This is a genomic window from Cellulomonas sp. Root137 (assembly GCF_001426725.1).
Lineage (GTDB): Bacteria > Actinomycetota > Actinomycetes > Actinomycetales > Cellulomonadaceae > Cellulomonas.
In genome coordinates this window covers 2,261,229-2,277,908 of sequence record NZ_LMFG01000001.1, presented here as the reverse complement: position 1 = coordinate 2,277,908, position 16,680 = coordinate 2,261,229, and the positions used below count along the sequence as shown (strand labels likewise).

General features: G+C 73.5%; 16 protein-coding genes and 1 tRNA gene. 6 read left to right on the top strand and 11 right to left on the bottom strand.

Annotated features, from left to right (window positions below):
- Positions 1-2 precede the first annotated feature (2 nt).
- The 7 genes from ASD18_RS10720 to ASD18_RS10690 form a co-directional block, all read right to left on the bottom strand.
- Positions 3-734, bottom strand: a complete 732-nt coding sequence (locus ASD18_RS10720) for a histidine phosphatase family protein (protein ID WP_056090421.1) — start codon at positions 732-734, stop codon at positions 3-5.
- Positions 735-777: 43 nt separating this feature from the next.
- Positions 778-1,524: a zinc ribbon domain-containing protein gene (locus ASD18_RS10715; protein WP_056090418.1), complete on the bottom strand. Its 747-nt coding sequence runs from the start codon at positions 1,522-1,524 to the stop codon at positions 778-780.
- Positions 1,521-2,729, bottom strand: a complete 1,209-nt coding sequence (locus ASD18_RS10710; RefSeq protein ID WP_056092052.1) for a Nif3-like dinuclear metal center hexameric protein — start codon at positions 2,727-2,729, stop codon at positions 1,521-1,523. The genes ASD18_RS10715 and ASD18_RS10710 overlap by 4 nt, the downstream gene beginning before the upstream one ends.
- A 10-nt stretch (positions 2,730-2,739) precedes the next feature.
- Positions 2,740-3,612: an MOSC domain-containing protein gene (locus tag ASD18_RS10705; RefSeq protein ID WP_056090415.1), complete on the bottom strand. Its 873-nt coding sequence runs from the start codon at positions 3,610-3,612 to the stop codon at positions 2,740-2,742.
- Between the two features lie 36 nt (positions 3,613-3,648).
- Positions 3,649-3,722 (bottom strand) — tRNA-Val (locus ASD18_RS10700).
- 51 nt (positions 3,723-3,773) lie between these two features.
- Positions 3,774-4,253, bottom strand: coding sequence for a peroxiredoxin (locus ASD18_RS10695; protein WP_056090412.1), 480 nt, complete (start codon positions 4,251-4,253; stop codon positions 3,774-3,776).
- Positions 4,254-4,312: 59 nt separating this feature from the next.
- A complete protein-coding gene (locus ASD18_RS10690; RefSeq protein WP_056092048.1) occupies positions 4,313-4,735 on the bottom strand; it encodes a DUF3052 domain-containing protein in 423 nt (140 codons plus the stop codon).
- A gap of 344 nt (positions 4,736-5,079) precedes the next feature.
- Between ASD18_RS10690 and aceE the strand changes: the two genes are divergently transcribed.
- A complete protein-coding gene (gene aceE / locus ASD18_RS10685) occupies positions 5,080-7,824 on the top strand; it encodes a pyruvate dehydrogenase (acetyl-transferring), homodimeric type (protein WP_056092045.1) in 2,745 nt (914 codons plus the stop codon).
- A gap of 59 nt (positions 7,825-7,883) precedes the next feature.
- Here aceE and ASD18_RS10680 read toward each other — a convergent pair whose 3' ends face one another.
- Positions 7,884-8,570, bottom strand: coding sequence for a hypothetical protein (locus tag ASD18_RS10680; protein ID WP_056090409.1), 687 nt, complete (start codon positions 8,568-8,570; stop codon positions 7,884-7,886).
- A 123-nt stretch (positions 8,571-8,693) separates the two neighbouring features.
- Here ASD18_RS10680 and ASD18_RS10675 point away from each other — a divergent pair, with 123 nt between their 5' ends.
- The 5 genes from ASD18_RS10675 to ASD18_RS10655 all read left to right on the top strand — a co-directional run bounded on the left by ASD18_RS10675 (position 8,694) and on the right by ASD18_RS10655 (position 13,723).
- Positions 8,694-9,998: a CdaR family transcriptional regulator gene (locus tag ASD18_RS10675; RefSeq protein ID WP_082573759.1), complete on the top strand. Its 1,305-nt coding sequence runs from the start codon at positions 8,694-8,696 to the stop codon at positions 9,996-9,998.
- 89 nt (positions 9,999-10,087) lie between these two features.
- Entirely contained in the window at positions 10,088-11,062 is a 975-nt protein-coding gene (locus tag ASD18_RS10670; RefSeq protein ID WP_056090405.1) for an ACP S-malonyltransferase, read from the top strand.
- Positions 11,059-12,063: a beta-ketoacyl-ACP synthase III gene (locus ASD18_RS10665; RefSeq protein WP_056090402.1), complete on the top strand. Its 1,005-nt coding sequence runs from the start codon at positions 11,059-11,061 to the stop codon at positions 12,061-12,063. The genes ASD18_RS10670 and ASD18_RS10665 overlap by 4 nt, the downstream gene beginning before the upstream one ends.
- Positions 12,064-12,153: 90 nt before the next feature.
- Positions 12,154-12,402 (top strand): acyl carrier protein, encoded by a 249-nt coding sequence (locus tag ASD18_RS10660; RefSeq protein ID WP_056090400.1) that lies wholly within the window; start codon positions 12,154-12,156, stop codon positions 12,400-12,402.
- A gap of 76 nt (positions 12,403-12,478) precedes the next feature.
- Positions 12,479-13,723 carry a beta-ketoacyl synthase gene (locus ASD18_RS10655; protein WP_056090397.1) on the top strand — a complete coding sequence of 415 codons (1,245 nt, stop codon included), beginning with the start codon at positions 12,479-12,481 and terminating at the stop codon, positions 13,721-13,723.
- A gap of 61 nt (positions 13,724-13,784) precedes the next feature.
- Here ASD18_RS10655 and ASD18_RS10650 read toward each other — a convergent pair whose 3' ends face one another.
- The 3 genes from ASD18_RS10650 to ASD18_RS10640 are packed head-to-tail and all read right to left on the bottom strand — an operon-like array spanning position 13,785 to position 16,616.
- On the bottom strand, positions 13,785-15,305 hold the full coding sequence (locus ASD18_RS10650; RefSeq protein WP_056090395.1) for an FAD-dependent oxidoreductase: 1,521 nt from the start codon (positions 15,303-15,305) through the stop codon (positions 13,785-13,787).
- Positions 15,302-16,165 (bottom strand): FAD:protein FMN transferase, encoded by an 864-nt coding sequence (locus tag ASD18_RS10645; RefSeq protein ID WP_056090389.1) that lies wholly within the window; start codon positions 16,163-16,165, stop codon positions 15,302-15,304. The genes ASD18_RS10650 and ASD18_RS10645 overlap by 4 nt, the downstream gene beginning before the upstream one ends.
- Positions 16,152-16,616, bottom strand: coding sequence for an FMN-binding protein (locus tag ASD18_RS10640; protein ID WP_056090386.1), 465 nt, complete (start codon positions 16,614-16,616; stop codon positions 16,152-16,154). The genes ASD18_RS10645 and ASD18_RS10640 overlap by 14 nt, the downstream gene beginning before the upstream one ends.
- Positions 16,617-16,680: the final 64 nt, after the last annotated feature.

Sequence of the window (16,680 nt, the reverse complement as noted above, 5' to 3'; positions counted from 1 at the left end):
GGTCAGGCCGACCAGCCCTCGCTCGGCACCCCGACGACGGCGATCTCGTCGCGCTTGTCCGCGAAGAGCCGCACGATGCTCACCGACGCGGGCGCCACACGCAGCTGGCTCCACGACGACGGCTGCGCGCCCATGGTGACGCCCAGGGCCGCGCGGATCGACACGGCGTGGCTCACGACGACGACCGTGCGGTCGACCCCCTCGGCGAGCAGCCCGTCCAGCCCGCGCTGCAGCCGCCGACCGACGTCCTCGATGGACTCCCCGCCGGGCGGCCGCAGGTCGGCCTTCGTGTGCCACGGCTCCAGCTGGCCGGGCCACCGCTCCTCGATCTCCTCGGCGGTCAACCCCTGCCACTCGCCGAAGTTCGCCTCCTGGAACGTCGCATCCGTGCGGACCGGCAGCCCCAGCCTCTCGGCGATGATCGCGCTGGTCTGCTGCGTGCGGACCATCGGCGACGCGATGACCTGGCTCGGGTACGGGATGTCGCCCCAGAGGTCCCGGCCGACGCGGTCGACCAGGTCGGCGGCGTCGCGGGCCTGCCGCAGACCGGTCTCGTCGAGCGGTGGGCCAGGCTCGCCCGACCCCGAGTAGCCGCGCGAGACGGTCATCGTCGTCTGGCCGTGCCGGACGAGGACCACCGTGACGGGCTGCTCCTGGTCGAACCGGACTCCGGCACCCGACGGCCGGGGCGCCCGAGCGGTCGATGACTCCAACGGCTGCGCTACGTCGCTCACGCTGGCAGTCTGGTGCTCCCGCGCCGGACGCGCGACCCGCGGCTCAGCCCTTGGCGGGCTCCGGCAGCCGGACGAGGATGCGTCCGCACTCCTCGCAGCGTGTCACCTGGTCCTCGGGAGCCTTGACGATCGCCTCGACGTCGAGCGGGTTGAGCTCGAGCCGGCAGCTCTCGCAGCGTCGGCCGCGCAGCGCCCCGGCGCCCTTGCCGCCCAGCTGGCCGCGCAGGCGCTCGTAGAGCGTCACGAGCCCGGCGTCGAGGCCCTCGACCGCCTTGGCGCGCTCGGCGCGCACCGACTCGGCGTCCACGTCCAGCGCAGCGAACGCGGCGTCGCGCTCGGCCTCGACCGCCGCGCGCTTCTCCGCGAGCGACTCGTGGGCGGTGGTGACCTCGGCGAGCGCAGTCTCGTGCGCCTCGAGACGCTCCATCACGTCGAGCTCGACCTCCTCGAGCTCGGCCTGCCGACGCCCCAGCGTGCCCAGCTCGCTCTGCAGCGCCTGCAGGTCCTTCGGGCTGCCCTGCCCGGAGTCCAGCCGCGACTGGTCCCGCGCCGCGCGCACGCGCACCTGCTCGACGTCGGCCTCGGCCTTGCGCAGCTCGCGCCGCAGGTCGCTCACCGCGGTCTGGGACGTGACCAACGCGGTGTGCAGGTCCGTGACCTGCGAGTCGAGCTCGACCAGCCGCGCCAGCTCCGGCAGCGTGCGCTTCTTGTGGGCGATCTGGTCCAGGCGGGTGTCGAGAGCCTGGACGTCGAGCAGTCGGCGCTGGTCCGCTGCGGGTGCAGTCGTCACGGGTGTCCTTCCGGCGGTTCACGAAATGCTGGGGCTTCAGGCGCTTCCGGGCTCGCGACGCGGCCCGTCCACGGGTCGGTGCTCACCGTGCTGACGCGGGTCTCCACCGTAGTCCCCGCGGCGGCGGCATCCTGCGCGAGGGTGCGCGCCGCGAGCGCGAGCCACGGCCACTCGGAGGCGAAGTGGGCGACGTCGACGAGGTAGGGGGCGCTCGAGCCCTCGTGCTCCGCCCGCTCGCGCAGCTCGGACGTCGGATGGTGCCGCAGGTCCGCGGTCACGTAGGCATCGACACCCGCGGCGCGGACGGCGTCGAAGAACGAGTCGCCCGACCCGCCGACCACGGCGACGCGCTCGACACGTCCGTCGGGGTCGCCGGCGAACCGCACCCCCTGGGCGGTCGCGGGCAGCGCGGCGGCGACCGCGGCCGCGAACTCCCGCAGCGTGGTGGGTGCGCGCAGGGTCCCGACGCGGCCTGTGCCGGTGGCGCCCGGCCACGAGGCCAGCTCGAGCACGTCGAACGCGGGCTCCTCGTAGGGGTGCGCGCCCCGCATCGCGGCGACGACCGCCGCGCGCAGCCGCCGGGGAGCCACCATCTCGACGCGGGCCTCGACCACCCGCGATGCCTGCCCGGCGGACCCGATGGCCGGCGACGCCGCGTCCGAGGGCGTGAAGGTCCCCTCCCCGGTGGATGTCCAGGCGCAGCGCGTGTACTCCCCGATCGCGCCCGCGCCCGCGGCGGCGAGCGCATCGACGAGGCGCTCCGCCTCCGCGACCGGGACGAACACCACGTGCTTGTCGAGCGGCTCGGCGGGTGCCGGGTCCAGGGGGTCGGTGCCGACGAGACCCAGCGCCTCCGCCAGCGCGTCGTTGACTCCACCGGCCGCGGCGTCGGCGTTCGTGTGCGCGGTGTAGAGCGCGGTCCCGGACCGCACCAGCCGGTGCAGCAGAGCCCCCTTGAAGGTCGTCGCGGCGATCGAGTGCACCGGACGCAGCAGCAGCGGGTGGTGCGTCACGACGAGGTCGGCATCCCACCCCACGGCCTCGTCGACGACCACCGCGACGGGGTCGACCGCGAAGAGCACCCGACGCACCGGCTGCTCCGGGTCACCGGTGACCAGTCCGACCGCGTCCCACGACTCGGCGGTGCCCGGTGGATACCGGCGCTCGAGCAGCCGCACGACGTCGGCCAGGGAGGGGGCTGTCACGTCCCGCACGCTACCGGCCCGTCGTCTCGACCCGGTCGCCGACGCGGACGGTCCCGCCGCGCACCGGCACCATCTGGATCCCGAACCACACCTCGCCGTCCCGGCGGCGGTGCCGGGCGAGCGCCCGCAGCGGCTCCTTGCCCTTGACCTGCGTGTCCGGGTCGATCGTCGTGAGCACGCACCGTCCGCACCAGTCGGCGAACCGGAGCTCGACGTCGCCGACGACCAGACGACCCCAGCCGTCCTCCGCGAAGGGTTCGAGGTCGCCGTCGACCACGAGGTTCGGCCGGAACCGGCGCATGTCGAGCGGGTGCCGGGGCTCCGGTGCCGGCTCCCCCGCGTCGAGTGCGCGCTGCACGCGCTCGTCGTGGATCTCGGCGGCCCACGCGTCGAGCCGGCGCAGGGACGCGGTCGTCGTGACGTGCACCGGACCGGTGTCCGTCAGGGCGAGAGGGTCGTCGAGCGTTCCTCCGTGGTCCTCCGACATGCCCCGGCGGGCGGGGTCGTCGAGCCACACGAGCCGGACCGGACGACCGATGAGCTCGGAGCACCACGCGTCCGCCGCGTCGCCCGCCCGCGTGGCGGTGTCGAGGCGGCTGAGGCGCACGGCGACGTCGGGCGGTCCCGCAGGAGGCTCGACGCGAAGGCTCGGCAGCCCGTCGGCTGACAGCCGGACTCCACCGCGGTCGGGCGTGGCGAGGGCCGCGAGCATCCGGGGGTGCTTGCGCGCGGTGATCGTCACGCCGTCCTGGTCCACCACCATCCACCGGCGGTCGCCCAGCGGACCGGCCACGTCGAACGTCATCGTGTCCACGGGGGTCCCCGCGAACGACTTCACCGGGTACACGGTGAGCCCGGAGACGAACGGCGTGGTCGCGAGCATGGCTGGACACTAACAACCGTGCACCGCGGAGAGGGGTGGGCCCGGCCGGTTTCGAACCGGCGACCTCCGCGGTGTAAGCGCGGCGCTCTGACCAGCTGAGCTACAGGCCCCGAGAGCCCCCGACCTGCGGGCGGCTCGTCGGGCGCACAGCCTACCGGCGGTCAGGCGGCGAGGGCCGCCAGCGCCTGCCGGTAGGACGAGAAGTCACGGGCCCGTCCGGGCGGGTTGACGACGCTCCACCGCAGCACGCCCTCGGCGTCGACCAGGAAGCTGCCGCGGACCGCGAAGCCCCGGGACTCGTCGAACACGCCGTACGCCTTCGCTACCTCGCCGTGCGGCCAGAAGTCGGAGAGCAGGTCGAACCCGAAGCCCTCGCTCGCCGCCCACGCACGCAGCGAGTGACCGGGGTCGCAGGAGACGACGAGGACGTGGACGCCGGCCTCCTCGAACTCCGCGATGTTGTCCCGCAGCTGGCACAGCTCACCGGTGCACGTGCCGGAGAAGGCGAAGGGGACGAACACGATGACCACCGGACCGCCGCCCAGACCGCTCAGGGTCACGGGCGTGCCGTGCGTGTCCGGGAGCGAGAAGTCGGGAGCCGGGGCGCCGAGCGCGGGCGTGGACCGGGCGATGTCTTCCATGGCGCGGACTGTAACAACGAGCGCCAGGTCCCGCCGTCGGAGCCGACAGCGGCAGGTGCTCAGCGGCCGCGGCCGCGCGTCCCGAGGCGGGTGGCGGACCAGTCCGCGGCGATCGGGAACGTGCTCATCGCGTGCAGGCCGGACGTCGTCGCGGCCTCCTCGATGTCGCTGTGCGAGACGTGCCCGGCGCGACCCGCCTTGGGCGTCAGGAGCCAGATCGGTCCCCCGTCGTCCAGCACGGTCATGGCGTCCACGAGCAGGTCCGTGAGGTCACCGTCGCCGTCGCGGAACCAGATGACGGCGCCGTCGGTGACGTCGTCGTACTCCTCGTCGACCAGCTCCGTCGTCGTCACAGCTTCGATCCCGGCGCGCAGGTCGGCGTCGACGTCGTCGTCGTAGCCGAACTCCTGGATCACCTGTCCCGAGCTCAAGCCCAAGCGGGCGGCCGCCTGCGACGCGCCTTCGTCCGCGGTGGATGACACGTCCGGACCGCTCCCTTCCGTCTCGGCGGTCCCGTCGGGGGCCGCCTTCTCATTGCCGCACACGCTAGCCCACCGCACCCGGACGGGCGCACGCAAGACCTGCGCAGACGCACGTGTCGATCACCGCGGGACAGACCCGACGGGCACGTCGCGGCGCACTGTCACGGACGTCACGTCGGGGTTCTTGGTACTCGGTGTGACTTTCGGGCCTCCGGGGTCCGAGAATGGGGCGAACACCCGCACCCGTCGAGCCGCCTACCAGGGCGTGCCCAGCACGGGCCGGGCCAGATGCGCCGCCGATGCCGACCGGGCTCGTGCGCGCGGACGAGACGCAAGGAGCGCTGGTGGCTTCGATCGACGAGACGGGACCGCTCATCGGCGGCCTGCTCAGCCAGGTGCCGGACATCGACCCGGACGAGACCGGCGAGTGGGTGGAGTCCCTCGACGGACTCATCGACGAGAAGGGCGGCCCTCGCGCGCGCTATGTGCTGCTGAGCATGCTGCGGCACGCGCGCCAGCGGAACGTGGCCATCCCGGCCTCGCTCAACACGCCCTACGTGAACACCATCGCGGTGCACGACGAGCCGTACTTCCCCGGCGACGAGGTGCTGGAGCGCCGCTACCGCTCGTGGATCCGCTGGAACGCCGCCGTCATGGTGACGCGCGCCCAGCGCCCCGGGATCGGAGTCGGCGGGCACATCTCCTCGTACGCGTCGGTCGCGACGCTGACCGAGGTGGGCCTCAACCACTTCTTCCGCGGCAAGGACCACCCGGGCGGCGGTGACCAGGTCTACTTCCAGGGTCACGCCTCCCCCGGCGTCTACGCCCGCGCCTACCTCGAGGGCCGCCTGTCCGCCCATCAGCTGGACGGGTTCCGCCAGGAGCTGTCGCACCCCGGCGGCGGCCTGCCGTCGTACCCGCACCCCCGCCTGGCGCCCGACCTGTGGGAGTTCCCGACCGTCTCGATGGGCCTCGGCCCGGCGTCGGCCATCTACCAGGCCTGGACCAACCGCTACCTGCACCTGCGGGGCATCAAGGACACCAGCCAGCAGGACGTCTGGGCGTTCCTGGGCGACGGCGAGATGGACGAGCCCGAGTCCCGCGGCATGCTCCAGCTGGCCGGACAGCAGGGCCTGGACAACCTCACGTTCGTCGTCAACTGCAACCTGCAGCGGCTCGACGGCCCCGTCCGTGGCAACGGCAAGATCATCCAGGAGCTCGAGGCGCAGTTCCGTGGCGCCGGCTGGAACGTCATCAAGGTGATCTGGGGCCGCGAGTGGGACACGCTGCTCAACGCCGACAAGGACCGCGCGCTGGTCAACCTGATGAACACGACGCCCGACGGTGACTTCCAGACGTACCGCGCGGAGAACGGCGCGTTCATCCGGGAGAACTTCTTCGGGCGCGACCCGCGCACCAAGCAGCTGGTCGAGAAGATGACCGACGACGAGATCTGGGCGCTCAAGCGCGGCGGGCACGACTACCGCAAGATCTACGCCGCCTACAAGGCCGCGCGCGAGCACACCGGCACGCCGACGGTCATCCTGGCGCACACCATCAAGGGCTACGGCCTGGGCTCCGGCTTCGCGGGCCGCAACGCCACGCACCAGATGAAGAAGCTCAAGTCGGACGACCTCAAGACGCTGCGCGACTCGCTGCACATCCCGATCACGGACGAGCAGATCGACGAGAACCCGTACGTCCCGCCGTACTTCCACCCCGGCGCTGAGGACGAGGGCATCCAGTACATGCTGGAGCGCCGCCGCCAGCTGGGCGGGTTCGTGCCCGAGCGCCGCACCACGCACAAGCCGCTGACCCTGCCGGACCCGAAGGTGTACGACGGCCTGGCGAAGGGTTCGGGGCAGCAGGAGGTCGCCACGACGATGGCGCTCGTGCGCCTGTTCAAGGACCTGGTGCGGGACAAGGAGTTCGGCCACCGTCTGGTGCCGATCATCCCCGACGAGGCGCGCACGTTCGGTCTCGACTCGATCTTCCCGAGCGCCAAGATCTTCAACACGAACGGCCAGAACTACATGGCCGTGGACCGCGAGCTCATGCTCTCCTACAAGGAGTCCGAGTCCGGCCAGATCATGCACACGGGGATCAACGAGGCCGGTTCGGCGTCGGCGTTCCAGGCCGTCGGGACGTCGTACGCGACGCACGGTGAGCCGCTGATCCCGTTCTACTTCTACTACTCGATGTTCGGGTTCCAGCGCACCGGCGACCAGTTCTGGGCCGCCGGCGACCAGATGACGCGCGGGTTCCTCATCGGCGCCACCGCCGGCCGCACCACGCTGACCGGCGAGGGCCTCCAGCACGCGGACGGTCACTCGCCGCTGCTGGCCGGCACCATGTCGCACGTCGTGCACTACGACCCGGCGTACGGGTACGAGATCCGGCACATCGTCCGGGACGGCATCGAGCGGATGTACGGCGAGGGCCACGACCGTGACCGCGACGTCATCTACTACCTCACCGTCTACAACGAGCCCATGCAGCAGCCGGCGGAGCCCGAGGGCGTCGACGTCGAGGGCATCCTGCGCGGCATCCACCTGATCGCACCGGCCGAGGGTGACGGGCCGCGCGCCCAGATCCTGGCGTCGGGCGTGGCGGTGCCGTGGGCGCTCGAGGCCAAGAAGCTGCTCGCCGAGGACTGGGGCGTCCAGGCTGCGGTGTGGTCGGTGACCAGCTGGAACGAGCTGCGCCGCGACGGTCTCGCCGCGGACCAGCAGGCCTACCTCCACCCCGGCGAGGAGGAGCGGGTCCCGTACCTCACGCAGAAGCTGCAGGGTGCCGAGGGGCCGTTCGTCGCGACGACGGACTTCGACCACCTCGTCTCCGACCAGGTGCGCGCGTGGATCCCCGGCACCTACGCCACGCTGGGCGCCGACGGCTTCGGCTTCTCGGACACCCGGGCGGCGGCTCGTCGGCACTTCAAGATCGACGGTCCGTCGACGGTCGTGCGGGTGCTGCAGCAGCTCGCCCGCACGGGCGCGGTGAGCCACGAGGCGCCGGCGCAGGCGATCGAGCGCTACCGCCTGTACGACGTGACCGCCGGCACCTCCGGCAACACGGGCGGCGACAGCTGAGCCGAGCACGCACGACGAAGGCCCGGGCTCCGAGGAGCCCGGGCCTTCGTCGTGCGCGGCTAGGTGCCGGGGATGGTCTGCTGCGCGTGCGCGACGTCGCGGGCGAGCTCGCGCTTGAGGTCGGCGACCGCGTTCTGGTCGGGGTAGAGGTCGAGCGCCGCGATGTGCTGCTTGGCCTCGAGGGGCCGGCCGGCCTCGATGGAGGCGAGCACCAGCTGGCGGGCAGCCTCCGGGTCGTGCTCCCGCGGCCGCCAGTGGCCGACGCCCAGCCCGAGCGCGTCCACGGGCAGACCGGCTTCACGCAGCAGGCCGAGAGCCTCGACCAGCGCCCGGCCGGACGGGTCCCGCTCCACGGCGGTGGTCAGGCGACGGACCGTGCCCTCGTGGTCGTCGTGCACCGACAGGCGGGCGACCTCGATCAGCGGGTACCACGCGCGAGGGTTGCCGGCGAGCTCCTCACCGAGCGCCCAGACCGCCAGGTCGGCGGCGCGCTGGAGCTCCGTCTCGTCGGCCGGGGCGGCGAGCGGATCGGGGTCCGTGCTCGCCTCGGCGGCCCGGCGACGGACGATCTCCGCGAGGGCGACGAACGCCCGCTCGTTGTTGGGGTCGTCGCTGAGCATGGAGCGCAGCGCGTCCTCGTGGAGCGTGTCGCCGCGTCGTGACGCCTTGGTCGGTCGGCGCGCGCCGACCCGCGAGGCCGAGGTCGGCCGTCGCATGAGCTGTCGCAAACGGGGCAGAAGAGCCATGACGCGACCTTATCGGCTGGGGGCGAGCCACACCCGGTCGACGACGTACCTCACACTCGGGCGACCGCCCCAGGCCTACGCCCTTTGTCGACTTCCCACAAGGGCGGACCCTATGCTCGCCCCATGTCCAGCCCTCTGCGCGGGACGGGCTCCACCCCCGTCGCCCCACCCGACACGCCGCCGGACGCACCCACGGCCGGCGCCCGTGCCCGCCGCCCGGTGACGGGTCGCGCGCGGACGCCCGTGCTCGAGGCCCGCGGCGGCCCCGAGACGCAGCGCCGGGTGCGCGACAGCGCAGGGCTGCTGGCGGGCGCCGCCATGCGACGGCTCGACGAGGACCTCGAGTGGTACCGCGCGCTGCCCGCGGAGGACCGGTCGTGGGTGGGGCTGGTCGCCCAGGCGGGAATCACCGCGTTCGTCACCTGGTTCGCCGAGCCCACCCGACCCCCGCACGGTGTGGGTGACATCTTCGCCGCGGCCCCGCCCGAGCTCACCCGGTCCATCTCGCTGCAGCACACCCTCCAGCTCGTGCGGGTCGTGGTCGACGTGGTCGAGACCCACAGCGACCGCCTGGCCGCCCCGGGCGACGAGCGCGAGGTGCGCGAGGCCGTGCTCCGGTACTCCCGGGAGGTCGCGTTCTCCGCGGCCGAGGTCTACGCGCGCGCCGCCGAGGTCCGCGGCGCCTGGGACGCCCGTCTCGAGGCTCTCGTGGTCGACGCCCTCGTGCGCGGGGACGTGGACGACGCGCTGCGGTCACGGATCGCCGCGCTCGGCTGGAGCGGGCGGGGATCGACGCTGGTCATGGTGGGCACGACGACGTCCGCGCTGGACGACGTGCGCGCCGCCGAGCTGCGGCGGGCCACCCGACGCGCCGCCGACGACGCCCTCGTGGGCATCCAGGGCGATCGCCTCGTCGTCTTCCTCGGCGGCGAGGGCGACCTGCGCGCCGCGGCGAGCACGCTCCTGCCGCGGTTCGGACCGGGGCCGGTGGTGATCGGCCCGGTGGTCGGCGAGCTCACCGACTCCGCGCGTTCCGCCCGGGCCGCGCTCTCCGGTCTTCTCGCCGCCCCGGCGTGGGAGCAGGCGCCCCGGCCCGTGCTGGCCGACGAGCTCCTGCCCGAGCGCGTGCTGATCGGCGACGTCACCGCTCGCCGCACGCTCGTCGCGCAGGCGTACGCACCGCTCGCGGCCAGCCCGGGCTCTCTGCTCGAGACCCTGTCCGCCTACCTGGGCACGGGCCGCTCGCTCGAGGCGGCCGCGCGGACCCTGTTCGTGCACCCCAACACCGTCCGGTACCGCCTGCGCCGGGTCTCCGACGTCACCGGGTGGGACCCGCTGGACGCCCGCGAGTCCTACGTCCTGCAGACCGCGCTCGCGCTCGGTCGTCTGGACGCCGCCGACAGCGCACCGGCCGGCACCGCCCGCTGACGTCGTTGTAGGAGTCGCACAAGGGCGTCCGACAAGGTTGGTGCACGCCGTGAGCCGGACGGGCACCCTCGGGAAGGCAGAGTGGTCGCGTGCTCGCTGTCGTCTGCCCCGGTCAGGGCGCCCAGTCCCCCGGCATGCTCGCCCCGTGGCTCGAGCTGCCGTCCGTCGCCGACTCGATCGCGCGGGCCTCCCGCACGACCGGGCTGGACCTCGTCGCCCACGGCACCACGTCGGACGCCGACACCATCCGGGACACCGCTGTGGCGCAGCCGCTCCTCGTGGCCTCCGCCCTGGCGAGCCTGCGCGCGGTGCTCGAGCTCGGTGCCGACGACGCCCTCGACATCGCCGCCCACCGCGTCGCCGGCGTGACCGCGGGCCACTCGGTCGGCGAGCTGGCGGCCGCCGCGATCGCCGGCGTGCTGACCGACGACGAGGCGCTGCGCCTGGTGACCGTGCGCGGCTCCGCCATGGCCCGGGCCGCGGCGGCTACCCCCACCGGCATGAGCGCGGTGCTGGGCGGCGACCCGGACGAGGTGCTCGCCGCGCTCGCCGAGCACGGTCTGGTCCCCGCGAACGTCAACGGCGGCGGCCAGGTCGTCGCCGCCGGCACGCTCGAGGCCCTCGCGGCGTTCGCGGCCGCTCCCCCGGCCAAGGCACGCGTGATCGCCCTGCAGGTGGCCGGCGCGTTCCACACCGAGCACATGGCGCCCGCGGTCGCCGAGCTGCGCGCCGCGGCCGACGCCGTCACGCCCGGCGAGCCGATGATCTCGCTGCTCACCAACTCCGACGGCACGGTCGCGGCCTCCGGCGCGCGGGCGCTCGAGCTGATCGTCGCGCAGGTGGCCAACCCCGTCCGGTGGGACCTGTGCCAGGCCACACTCCTCGAGCTCGGCGTGACCGGGCTGCTCGAGGTGGCCCCGGGAGGCGTGCTCACTGGGCTGGCCCGGCGTACGCTGCCCGGGGTCGAGACGGTCGCCGTCAAGACCCCTGCCGACCTCGATGCCGCGCGCGACCTGGTCCGTCGGCACGCCGGAACCCCCCAGAGCACCCAGGAGTCGTCGTGACCCGTCCCACTCTCACGCAGGCCACCGGACCGGCGCACTCGCGCATCCTGGGCCTCGGCGGCGTCCGCGGAGAGCGCACGGTCCCCAACGACGAGCTGGTCGGTCCCATCGACTCCTCGGACGAGTGGATCCGCCAGCGCACCGGCATCATCACGCGCCGCCGCGCCGAGCCGGGCACCGACGTGCTCGACCTCGCCGAGGCCGCGGCGCTCCAGGCCATCGCCAACGCGGGCCTGACCGGCGCGGACATCGATGTGGTGATCCTCTCGACGGTCACCTACTTCCACCAGACCCCGGCGGGCGCCGCGATCATCGCGGACCGCATCGGCGCCACCCCGGCGGCGGCGTTCGACATCTCGGCCGCCTGCGCCGGCTACTGCTACGGGATCGGCCAGGCCGACGCGCTCGTCCGCGCCGGCAGCGCCCGGCACGTGCTGGTGATCGGCGCCGAGAAGATGAGCGAGTTCGTCGACCCGACCGACCGCTCCATCTCGTTCCTGCTCGGCGACGGTGCCGGCGCGGTCGTCATCGGCCCCTCGGACACGCCCGGGATCGGCCCGACCATCTGGGGCTCCGACGGCAGCCAGGCGCAGGCGATCCGCCAGACGCACTCGTGGCTGGCCACCCGCGACGAGGGCGCTGGCTGGCCGACGCTCCGTCAGGAGGGCCCCAGCGTCTACAAGTGGGCGGTCTGGCAGATGGCTCCCGTCGCGCAGAAGGCCATGGACGCGGCCGGAGTCACGGCCGACGAGATCGACGCCTTCATCCCGCACCAGGCGAACATGCGGATCATCGACCAGATGATCAAGACGCTGAAGCTCCCGGACACGGTCGTCGTCGGCCGCGACATCGCGGACACCGGCAACACCTCCGCCGCGTCGATCCCGCTCGCGACCGAGCGGCTGCTGCGCGAGGGTCAGGTGTCGAGCGGTGCGCTGGCCCTGCAGATCGGCTTCGGCGCCGGCCTGGTCTACGCGGCGCAGGTCGTCGTCCTGCCGTAGCAGAGATCCTCGGTACGACCCCGGTTGTACCGTTCGTCCGACCCCAGTGCTTCGACCACGAAGCAGCAGCACCCGACAGAGGAGACACCGATGGCGTACAGCGAGCAGGAGATCCTGGCCGGCCTGGCCGAGATCGTCAGCGAGGAGACCGGTCTGCCCACGGACTCCGTCCTGCCCGAGAAGTCCTTCACCGACGACCTCGACATCGACTCCCTGTCGATGATGACGATCGTCACGCTCGCCGAGGAGAAGTTCGACGTGCGCATCCCCGACGACGAGGTCAAGAACCTCGCGACCGTGGGCGACGCCGTCTCCTTCATCACGGGCGCGCAGGCCTGAGCCTGCGCCGCCGGGGTCGGTCCCGGGTGCACCACCCGGGACCGACCACCCTCACGACCGCCGACCTGGAGCACCGATGAGCCACGTACCCGACGTCGTCGTCACCGGACTGGGAGCCACCACGCCTCTCGGCGGGGACATCCCCAGCACCTGGGCCGCCGCCCTCGCCGGTGAGTCCGGGGCTCGGCCCTTCGACAACGACTGGGTGGAGACCTACGGCCTCCCCGTCACCTTCGCGGCGACCATCAAGGTCAAGCCCGAGGACGTGCTCCCCCGGCCGGAGCTCAAGAAGATGGACCCGTCCGCGCAGTACGCGATCATCGCGGCGCGCGAGGCCTGGGCCGACGCCGGCTCCCCCGAGGTCGACGGCGACCGGCTCGGCGCCGTCGTCTCGTCGGGCATCGGTGGCATCTGGACCACCCTGGACGCCTGGGACACGCTCAAGGAGAAGGGTGCCCGCCGCATCCTGCCCATGACCGTCCCCATGCTCATGCCCAACTCCCCGACCGCGTACGTCTCGCTCGAGCTCGGTGCCCGCGCCGGCGCGCACGCCCTGGTGTCCGCCTGCGCGTCGGGCGCCGAGGCCATCGGCTACGGCGTGGAGATGATCCGCACGGGTCGCGCCGACATCGTCGTGGCCGGTGGCACCGAGGCCACCATCCACCCGATGCCCATCGCCGCGTTCGCCGCATCCCGCACCCTCTCGCTGCGCAACGACGACCCCGAGGGCGCGTCGCGTCCCTACGACGTCGACCGGGACGGCTTCGTCATCGGCGAGGGCGCCGGTGTCGTCGTCCTGGAGAGCGCGGCGTACGCTGCCGCCCGCGGCGCGCGGGTCTATGCCCGGATCGCCGGCGTCGGGCTGTCCGCCGACGGCTACCACATCACCTCCCCCGAGCCGTCGGGCGACGGCCAGATCCGCGCCATGCGCGCCGCCCTGGACGAGTCGGAGATCGCACGGATCGACGTCGTGCACGTCAACGCGCACGCCACGTCGACCGTCGTCGGCGACCTCATCGAGGCGCGGTCCATCCGTGGCCTGCTGGGCGACGAGGCCGACCACGTCGCGCTCTCGGCCACCAAGTCGATGACCGGGCACCTGCTCGGCGGCGCCGGCGCCCTGGAGACGATCTTCACCGTCCTCGCGCTGCACGACCGGCAGGCTCCGCCGACGATCAACGTGGAGAACCCCGATCCCGAGCTGGTCCTCGACCTGGTCCGCGACAAGCCGCGTCCCCTGCGCGACGGCGACATCGCGGCAGTGAACAACTCGTTCGGCTTCGGCGGCCACAACGTCGCCCTCGTGGTGGCGTCGGTCTGACGGCGGTGAGCACGCCCTGAGTGACGCGTCGCTCAGGGCGTGCTCGAACCTCGCCTGACCGTCAGTAGCCGCTGAACGCGTCCGTCCGCACGCGGCGGACACCCGCTCGGCGCAGCACCCGGCGCGTGTGGTCGACCATGCCCGGCGACCCCGACACGTAGGCGGTCCGTCGTGCGGCGTCCGGGACGGTCGCGTGCAGCGCGACGGCGTCGAGCGTGGGGGCCTCGGCGAACGCCCACGCCTCCGGCAGGGTCGCCGGCCGCTGCGGGCTCACGACGACGACCCGCGCACCCGACGCCTCGAGGACGTCGGTGTACGCCGGCTCGTCGCCGGGTGCGACCAGCAGGACCACCACGACGTCCCGGGTCTGCCCCGACCTCGCGAGGTCCGCCAGCTGGCTCACGAACGGCGTGATCCCGATGCCCCCCGCGACGAGCAGCAGCAGGACGGTCGCGTCCTTCGGGAGCAGGAAGTCGCCGCCGACGCCGGTCGCACGCACCAGACCTCCCTCGGGGAGCGCGCTCAGCGCCTGCTTGAACGAGCTGGGCGCGTCGGTGAGCCGGAACGCGACCGCGACGCCGTCCGCGTGGTCGGGCGGTGTGGCCAGCGAGAAGACGCGCCGCGAGCCGCGGGCGTCGGTGGCGGTGTGCGGCACGTGGAGCTCGATCCACTGCCCGGGCCGGAACCGGACGGCGGCGTCGGAGGCGAACGCGACCTCGCGGATCCCCGGCGTCACCATCCGGTGCGCGCGCACCCGCAGGTGCACCCCCCGCCGCTGGCCCACGGTGAACGCCAGGACGTTGCCGACGACGAGCGCGAGCTCCGGCGACGCGTAGAGCACCGTGCCCAGGCTGAACGGCAGGACCGTCAGCGCACCGACGAGGGCCGCCACCGTGAGCTGCTGCCACCGGCGCGGCGGCAGGGTGAGGGGCTCGGTGAGCATGAAGCCCGCCGCGAAGACGAGCGGGTAGGACTGCAGCGCGGTGACCAGGGCGTCCAGCGGAGCGGCTCCACCTGCCACCAGCCGAGGCAGGAGCAGGGCGAGCGCGATCGCCAGGTAGGTCAGGACGAGAGCGCCTCGGCGCGTCCGGAGCACGACCGCCAGCGCCGCGATCGCGACGACGGGCAGCAGCGCCGGCGTCGCGACCCACCACGCCGCAGGGAAGCCCCCGAACGGGGCGGCGACCAGCCCCGCGACGAGCGCGCCGGCGGCGGCCGGGTTGAGCACGTGCCGGGACCGCACCGCGACGACGAACTTCGACAGGGCGCCCAGCAGCGCGGCCAGGGCGACCACCGCGAGGCTCCCGACCGTCAGCTGGGGCCAGAACAGCAGCGCGAGGATCAGCCCGGTGATCACGGCCGACTCGGTGTGCACGCGGGTCCGCCACAGGGCGCCGCACCCCCGCCCGGCGAGCACGCTGGTCCCGACGGCCACCGCAGCGGTCACGACGATCGCCAGGGGGTCCTGCTGCACCGGACCGAGCACCGCCAGGGCCACCGCCGCCAGCAGCACCGCGGAGAGCGTGAGCGTGACCAGCCGGTACATCGTGACGCGGCCCAGCAGGCGGTCGACGGCGCTCACGAGAACAGCTCCCCGGGCAGGCCCAGCGAGTAGCGGACGCCCCCGTCCGCCGCGATCCGCACGTAGGTGTGGTCGAACGCGGCCTCGAGCCGGTCCGGGTCAGCGAAGAAGTGCGCGGTGGCGAGCCCGTCGGCGAGCATCGCGCTCTCGGCCACCACCCACGTGGCGGTCACGTCGCGCGTGGGCAGCCCGGTGCGGGCGTCGACCACGTGGTGCAGCCCGTCGCCCCACGCCCGGCGGTCCACCGCGGAGCCGCACAGTGCCGCGGCCTCGAGCTCGACCACCCCGATGGCCCGCGTCGGGTCCCCGGGCTCCTGCAGTGCGACCCGGAACGGCTCCTCGCCGCGATGCACCAGGTCTCCGCCCGCGTCGACCACGTACTGCTCGATCCCGCAGTCCCGCAGCTCCGCCGCGACGAGGTCCACCAGCTGCCCCTTGCCGGCGGCCCCCACGTCGAGCAGGACGGGCTCACGGACGACGAGCGTGTCGCCGTCCCGCTCGAGCACGTCGTCCCAGACCGGGGCGGCCTGCGCGTCCCCCGCCGGCCGCAGCGCGTAGTCGGCGCCGTACCCGAGCCGGACGAGGCTGCGGCCGACGAGGGGCGACACGGCGCCGTCGGTGCACCGCGCGAGCGTGGCGTAGAGGTCCAGCAGGGGTCCGGCCTCGGCGGGCAACCGGTAGGTGCCCGGCTCGCGCGAGATCTGCGCGACTAGCGAGTCCTCGCGGAACCGGGACCAGACGGCGTCGTAGGCCGCGATCCTCGACCGCACGCGTGCCAGGGTCACCACGTCGAGCGGCCCGTCCACGTGGATGGACCAGCGGGTGCCGATCGCGTCGAACGAGGCCTCAGGCCTGCGCATCGGCGACGATCTGGGCCAGCGCGTCGTTGAAGCCCTCCGGGGTGAGCGACGATCCCGAGACCGCGTCCACCGAGAGGCCGTCGACCGGCTGCCCGACCACCACGTCCGCGACGCCCGACGCGAACTTGGTCTGGAACTGCTTCGACGTCGGGTTGGTGGCCTCCGGGGTGACCTCGACCGCCGTCACCACACCGTCCGCCAGCGTGAGCGAGACCGCCACGGTCTCCTGCCCTGCGGGCGACTCGTAGCTGCCCGTCGCGGAGTAGGTGCCGTCCGTGAGCCCGGACTGCACCGGGGTGTCCTCCGAGGCCGTCGCCTCGTCGGACGGCTGGCTCACCGTCTCGTCCGCGGTGTCGGCGGTCGCGGCGCCGCTGCTGCTGCACGAGGCCAGCGCAGCGACGGCCGACACCCCCGAGACGAGCGCGATCGTGGTCCTGCGAGGCGTCCTCATGCGTGCGATCCCTTCGTCGAGTCCCCCTGGGCCGACCTGCGCGGTCGTACCGCAACAGGTCAGG

What these genes read in the sequence shown, in the direction of transcription:
- ASD18_RS10645 (WP_056090389.1), bottom strand. Translation starts at nt 16,165, where the DNA reads ATGCGCAGGCCTGAGGCCTCGTTCGACGCGATCGGCACCCGCTGGTCC.
- ASD18_RS10680 (WP_056090409.1), bottom strand. Translation starts at nt 8,570, where the DNA reads ATGGCTCTTCTGCCCCGTTTGCGACAGCTCATGCGACGGCCGACCTCG.
- ASD18_RS10695 (WP_056090412.1), bottom strand. Translation starts at nt 4,253, where the DNA reads ATGGAAGACATCGCCCGGTCCACGCCCGCGCTCGGCGCCCCGGCTCCC.
- ASD18_RS10660 (WP_056090400.1), top strand. Translation starts at nt 12,154, where the DNA reads ATGGCGTACAGCGAGCAGGAGATCCTGGCCGGCCTGGCCGAGATCGTC.
- ASD18_RS10640 (WP_056090386.1), bottom strand. Translation starts at nt 16,616, where the DNA reads ATGAGGACGCCTCGCAGGACCACGATCGCGCTCGTCTCGGGGGTGTCG.
- ASD18_RS10655 (WP_056090397.1), top strand. Translation starts at nt 12,479, where the DNA reads ATGAGCCACGTACCCGACGTCGTCGTCACCGGACTGGGAGCCACCACG.
- ASD18_RS10705 (WP_056090415.1), bottom strand. Translation starts at nt 3,612, where the DNA reads ATGCTCGCGACCACGCCGTTCGTCTCCGGGCTCACCGTGTACCCGGTG.
- ASD18_RS10675 (WP_082573759.1), top strand. Translation starts at nt 8,694, where the DNA reads ATGTCCAGCCCTCTGCGCGGGACGGGCTCCACCCCCGTCGCCCCACCC.